Annotated in this window: 3 protein-coding genes; all 3 read left to right on the forward strand. The window is 57.1% G+C overall.

Translation table 11 applies throughout. The features are described from left to right. Positions 1 to 292, forward strand: a 292-nt coding sequence (locus HMPREF2554_RS11625; protein ID WP_168160880.1) for an LPXTG cell wall anchor domain-containing protein, incomplete at its 5' end; no start/stop codon positions are given. Positions 293 to 543: 251 nt separating this feature from the next. Further along, complete coding sequence (locus tag HMPREF2554_RS09800; RefSeq protein WP_246826065.1) at positions 544 to 2,496, forward strand: serine/threonine-protein kinase; 1,953 nt, start codon at positions 544 to 546, stop codon at positions 2,494 to 2,496. Positions 2,497 to 2,666: 170 nt separating this feature from the next. Further along, positions 2,667 to 4,905 (forward strand): 1,4-beta-xylanase (locus HMPREF2554_RS09805; RefSeq protein WP_070555072.1); only part of this gene is annotated, 2,239 nt, incomplete at its 3' end.

Here is a 4,905-nt window from a genome sequence, read left to right on the forward strand (position 1 = left end):
CACGAACCCGCAAGGTTCTGAGCAAGCGGCGAACTCGGGAACAGCCCAGAGGGCGGGTACCCAGGTTGGTGCAACTACAGAGAACGGCACGGTCACCGGATCGTCAGGGAACGGCGTATCGGGCGGTTCAGATTCGGGCGCATCCGGCGTGGTCCAAGGGTCTGCAGGCGGTGCATCCGCAGGCTCGAACGCGCTGGCGCATACCGGATTTGCCGTGATTCCCGTGGTAATCGCGGGCGTTGCGCTTCTGGGCACTGGTGTCGTTTTGGTGATCCGTCGTCGGCAAAAGTAGCCGCGGCGTAAGACACCGAACACGCATTACACCTTATGACCTCACCGTTTTCACAAAAACGGTGAGGTCATAACCGTTTAAGAGCGTGTTGAGCAAGGGTTTTGGCGGGTAGAGCAGCGGGAGCGCCATCCGTTTTATACCCCCTTAAAATCCCCGCTGACCGTGAGCAAAAGGCTGAATCTTGCGGATGCGCCGGTTACACTAGGTATAGCCGTGAGACCTACCCGAGCACTAGAGCGTGAGGAGCAACCGTGGACGATGCAATAACCGGCATGCGCGAAGGAGCGCCGCTAGGATCCGCCTTCACGCTCATTCGTGCGGTAGGTTCCGGCACGGTCGGCACCGTCTGGGCGGTCTCACGTAAAGGCTCATGGGCGCTGTATGCTGCTAAATTCCTCAAGCCCGAGTACCACAAAGACAGCGAATTTCTTGAGCGGTTTGTGCGCGAACGCACCGTGCTCTCGCAGCTGCACCACCAGTACATCGTGCCGATCGAAGACATGGTGGTTGAGGGCGATAATCTGGCGATCGTCATGGAATACCAGCATGGCGGAAGCGTGCGCGAGTTTTTGCAGAAGCAGAAGAATCTGCTGCCCGGCGAGGCTTTCGGCATTGTCGAGCGCGTGCTTTTGGCGCTGGAATACGCGCATCGTTCCGGGGTTCTGCACCTAGATATTAAGCCCGATAATGTGCTTTTATCGGGGCATTACGGTGATGCCCTCGTGGAGCAGGTGCGGGTTGCCGACTTCGGTATCGCCACGCTCATGGGACAGACGGAGAGCCAGGGTTTTTACGGTACGCCCGCCTACATGTCGCCCGAGCGTAAAGCCTATGGAAGCTCGGATTCCTCAGCCGATATTTATTCCGCCGGTGTTATGCTTCACGAGCTTCTGGTCGGCGCCGTTCCGCTGGTGGATGCGGATTCTGCCGTTCAGATCAGCGATCACCTTCCCGAGGATGTGCGCACCGTCCTTGAGAATCTTATGAGCCTATCGCCCAAGAACCGCCCGCAGGCCGCGCAGGCTGTGGCGCAGGTTCGGGTTCTGCGCAAGAAATATCAGGATGCTGACCGGTTCGAGTATGAGGAACGTGCCTCAGAAAGCCAGAGCACCGGTGGTCGTCAGCGCACGGTTATTCGCGGCGGCGAGCAGGCACCCGCTCAAGCCGCGTCGGATAACTACAGCACCCAAGTACCCGAACTGGGTGAAGCCTCACATCAGACGATTATCCGCCCGGTGACCGAGGCGCCGGTTGTCGAAGAGGAAGAAATCGACGAAGAATTTGAGAATGAGCAGCCGAGAACGGTTGCCTCACAGCTCAAACGCCCTCTCGTATGGGGGTCGATATTAGGTATTTTGGCGCTTATCTGCGCGTGTGTTTTCGTCTTTATCAACAGTTCCGGTGAGAAGAAGCAAGAGGGGCCAAAAGAGCATTGGACCGCATCCTCAGGCACGAATTCGCCCCTGCCGAGCGGCTTAGGCACCCGCCTGGAGGCCGACTATGACCCGTCTTCTCATACGGCGACCGTGAAATTTGAGTACTCGACGCAAAAATCCGGGCTGCACGGCGATATTCTGCAGGTCATTCCCGGGCTGAGCACCGATTCCTGCCCGCAAACCACGTGGAACCAGGCGAGTGAGGCCGAAGAGATCCGCAAAAATCAGGCCGCCATTACCGGGCTGGATACGAAATGCGCCTGGAATGTGAGTAACCTTAAGATTCCGGCGAACTCAGCCGTAACCATGAGCGCCAAGGTCGATATCGATATTCCCGACCAGAAGAGCCTAGAAAAATGGCTGGGCGAGATCACCAAGAAAACCCAGACCGCCATTAGCGACCCGGACGTGAAATCGGCTTCGTACCCCATTCAGCGCATCCAGAAGATTGAGGTGCAGGTGCCCAACCGCGTGGTTAACCAGTCGGCAGTACCGGTTACCCTGCTGCCGGTGTGGCCCAGCGGCAAGGATGACCTGAACCCGCTCATGAAGCTGCCGCAGACCGGAACGCCCTCCCAGGCCATTACCTCGCTGGCGCCGGACACGGGCGATATCGCCTTCACAGACGGATGCTCCGGTCACCTGTCGATTTCAGCGGATCAGAAAAATGTGACGGCCCTATCGGTTGCTCCCCAGTGCAAGCTCAACGTTCAGGTGGGTAACTTCACAAATCTGCAAAGTAACGCTTTCAGTATTACATCACGGTAATTGAACATCTGTTGATCGTGAGACAGAGCGTTAAGATTGGCATATTTCCCGCACATTCTACTCATGGCGAGGTAGAATACCTTTAAGTTGCCTCGAACGGTTTACTCAACGCCACACACATACGATGCAACATTACTGTCCATAAAATCAGCCACCTTCCGGAGTGCCATATGTCTACACGCTTCGACGCGTCAGAATCACGGCTGACGTGGAAGAGCCGCTGTGTGCGGGTGCCTTTAACCATCGGGGTCATTGGCAGTTTGCTCCTTGCGGCATGCTCCTCGTCAGACCAGCAGAATAGTGATCCTACCTCGCCCGGGCAGACGACCCAGCAGAGCGAACAGCAGGTGCAAAACCCCACGCACGTGCTGCAGAACGTGAATCTTAAACTTGCGAGCAACGGTAACGTTTCTGCTATTGACACCAACAATATCTATGTCAATGAACAAGAGCACAAGAGCTCCAGCAAGACCATCAACTTCAAGGTCAAGGACGTTATTAACGACGTCCCGGTGCGCGTCAGCACCCAGTACCAGAGCTCCAAGGGCACCGGTACAAACCTGAAAGACCTGAACGGTTACTCCGGCGAGCTGACTATTAAGGTCACCGTCGAAAACCTTACGCTCAAGTCCCAAGAGGTAAGCTACGATGCGGGCGGCACCAAGCGCACCAACCAGGCGCTCGTCGGTGTTCCGTTTACGGTGGCAGGATCGGTTTCGCTCGATAACGTGAAATCCAACCAGATCATTACCTCCGGCGATAAGACGGACGACAGCGCAACCAACGGCGTGATCAGCACGACCGGGGACGGCAAAGCGAACGTGCAGTGGGGCGCGATCCTGGCGCCTCCGACCTCCGGGGCAAGCACATCGTTCACGCTGAAGGTGAATGCGCAGGACTTCAAGGCACCCGATTTCGATATCGCGGTTCAGCCGGGGTTCGCCTCTGACCTTTCGGGTGAGAGCGTGCTCAACAACAGCTTCAATAAGAACGACGCCAACCAGGTTGCGATGCTTCAGCGCACTATCGACTTGGTGAACAACGTCGATTCGACGATTACCAGCGCCAGCTCGCAGGTGAACGAACTGCGCTCCAGCCTGGACAACACCTCGGACACCCTGGGTCAGGATGCCGCGAAAAACCTCCAGGCTAACAGCGAGAGCCTGACCAAGCGTATGGCGGAGCTTGACGGGCAGATTCAGTCCCTCAAGGATGACCTCGCCAAGACTGCTGACGGCAACAAGAACCAGCTCATCAGCCAGCTGGAAAGCACCGTGAACACGATGGATACCCTGCTGGGTGATACCTCGCAGGTTCCGAATGTCTCGGTTTCGCATCAAAACGGGTCATGCACCGTCGATCGCGGTGCAGCCGGAGGCGGATCGAGCGTATACGGCAACCTCGTGCAGCTTTCCCAGATTCTCAACAACTATGCCGATGCCAGCGGCGACTGCCAGCATGCCCTCGCGGATTCGCTGCGCCAGACCATCGGGCCGGACAACCCCAGCCCCGAGGTCTGTCGTGATGGCTCTTCGGTCACCTGTTCCCTGTACGGTGCCTCGGTCACCTCGCAGGCAAGCCTGATTGGCCTCGTCGCTAATGGTGAGAAGCTTGTGAACGAGCTGCAGCCTGAGTACCTCAAGGGTGCCAACAAGAACTACCGTGCCCTGCGCGGCGAGGTAGACAACCTGACGAAGTACCTGCAGAGTGATGAAGGCAAGAAAGCCATTCGAGACCACCAGCAGAACGGTGACGTCACGGAATCGCTCAAGTCTAGCCGCCGGTCGGTAGATGAGCTCAAGAAAACCTCGGATGAGCTCACTAAGGCGCTCAACAGCCTGCACAGCAAGGCCGTGGCGGCGCGCAACGACGTGAGCGGAAACTCGAACTCTATAGACCAGCAGAACGAAGATATCGCTAACGAACTCTGCAAGCTTTCGGTAGAAAACGGCGGCAAGCTCTCGCAAGAGGAAGTAGACCGTCTGCGCTCCTACCTGACTTCTACGCCTTGCGGTGAGACCCCGAGAACCCCGCAGCGCGATCAGAATAAACAGAACCAAGGCGATCAGAACACCCCGAACAATAACCAAAACGGGAATAACGGTAACCAGAACGACCAGAACCAGGGTCATCAGGATAATAACCAGAACACCCCCAATAACAACCAGAATGGTCAGAACGATCAGAATGGCCAGGGCGGTGCGCAGGTAACCCCGCAGAACGACCCGACTGAGAATGGCCAGAACGGTCAAAACGATCAGAACGGTCAGAACCAGAACACCCCGAACAATAACCAAAACGGGAACAACGCTAACCAGGGCGGCACCCCCGTAGTCCCGGCAGCGCATCGATTTGCTGCCGACAAGCTCCAGGCGCCCGAAGGTTACGGGCAGGCTATGGACGAGCGCC

The sequence above is a fragment of the Rothia sp. HMSC071F11 genome (assembly GCF_001809115.1).
GTDB lineage: Bacteria > Actinomycetota > Actinomycetes > Actinomycetales > Micrococcaceae > Rothia > Rothia dentocariosa.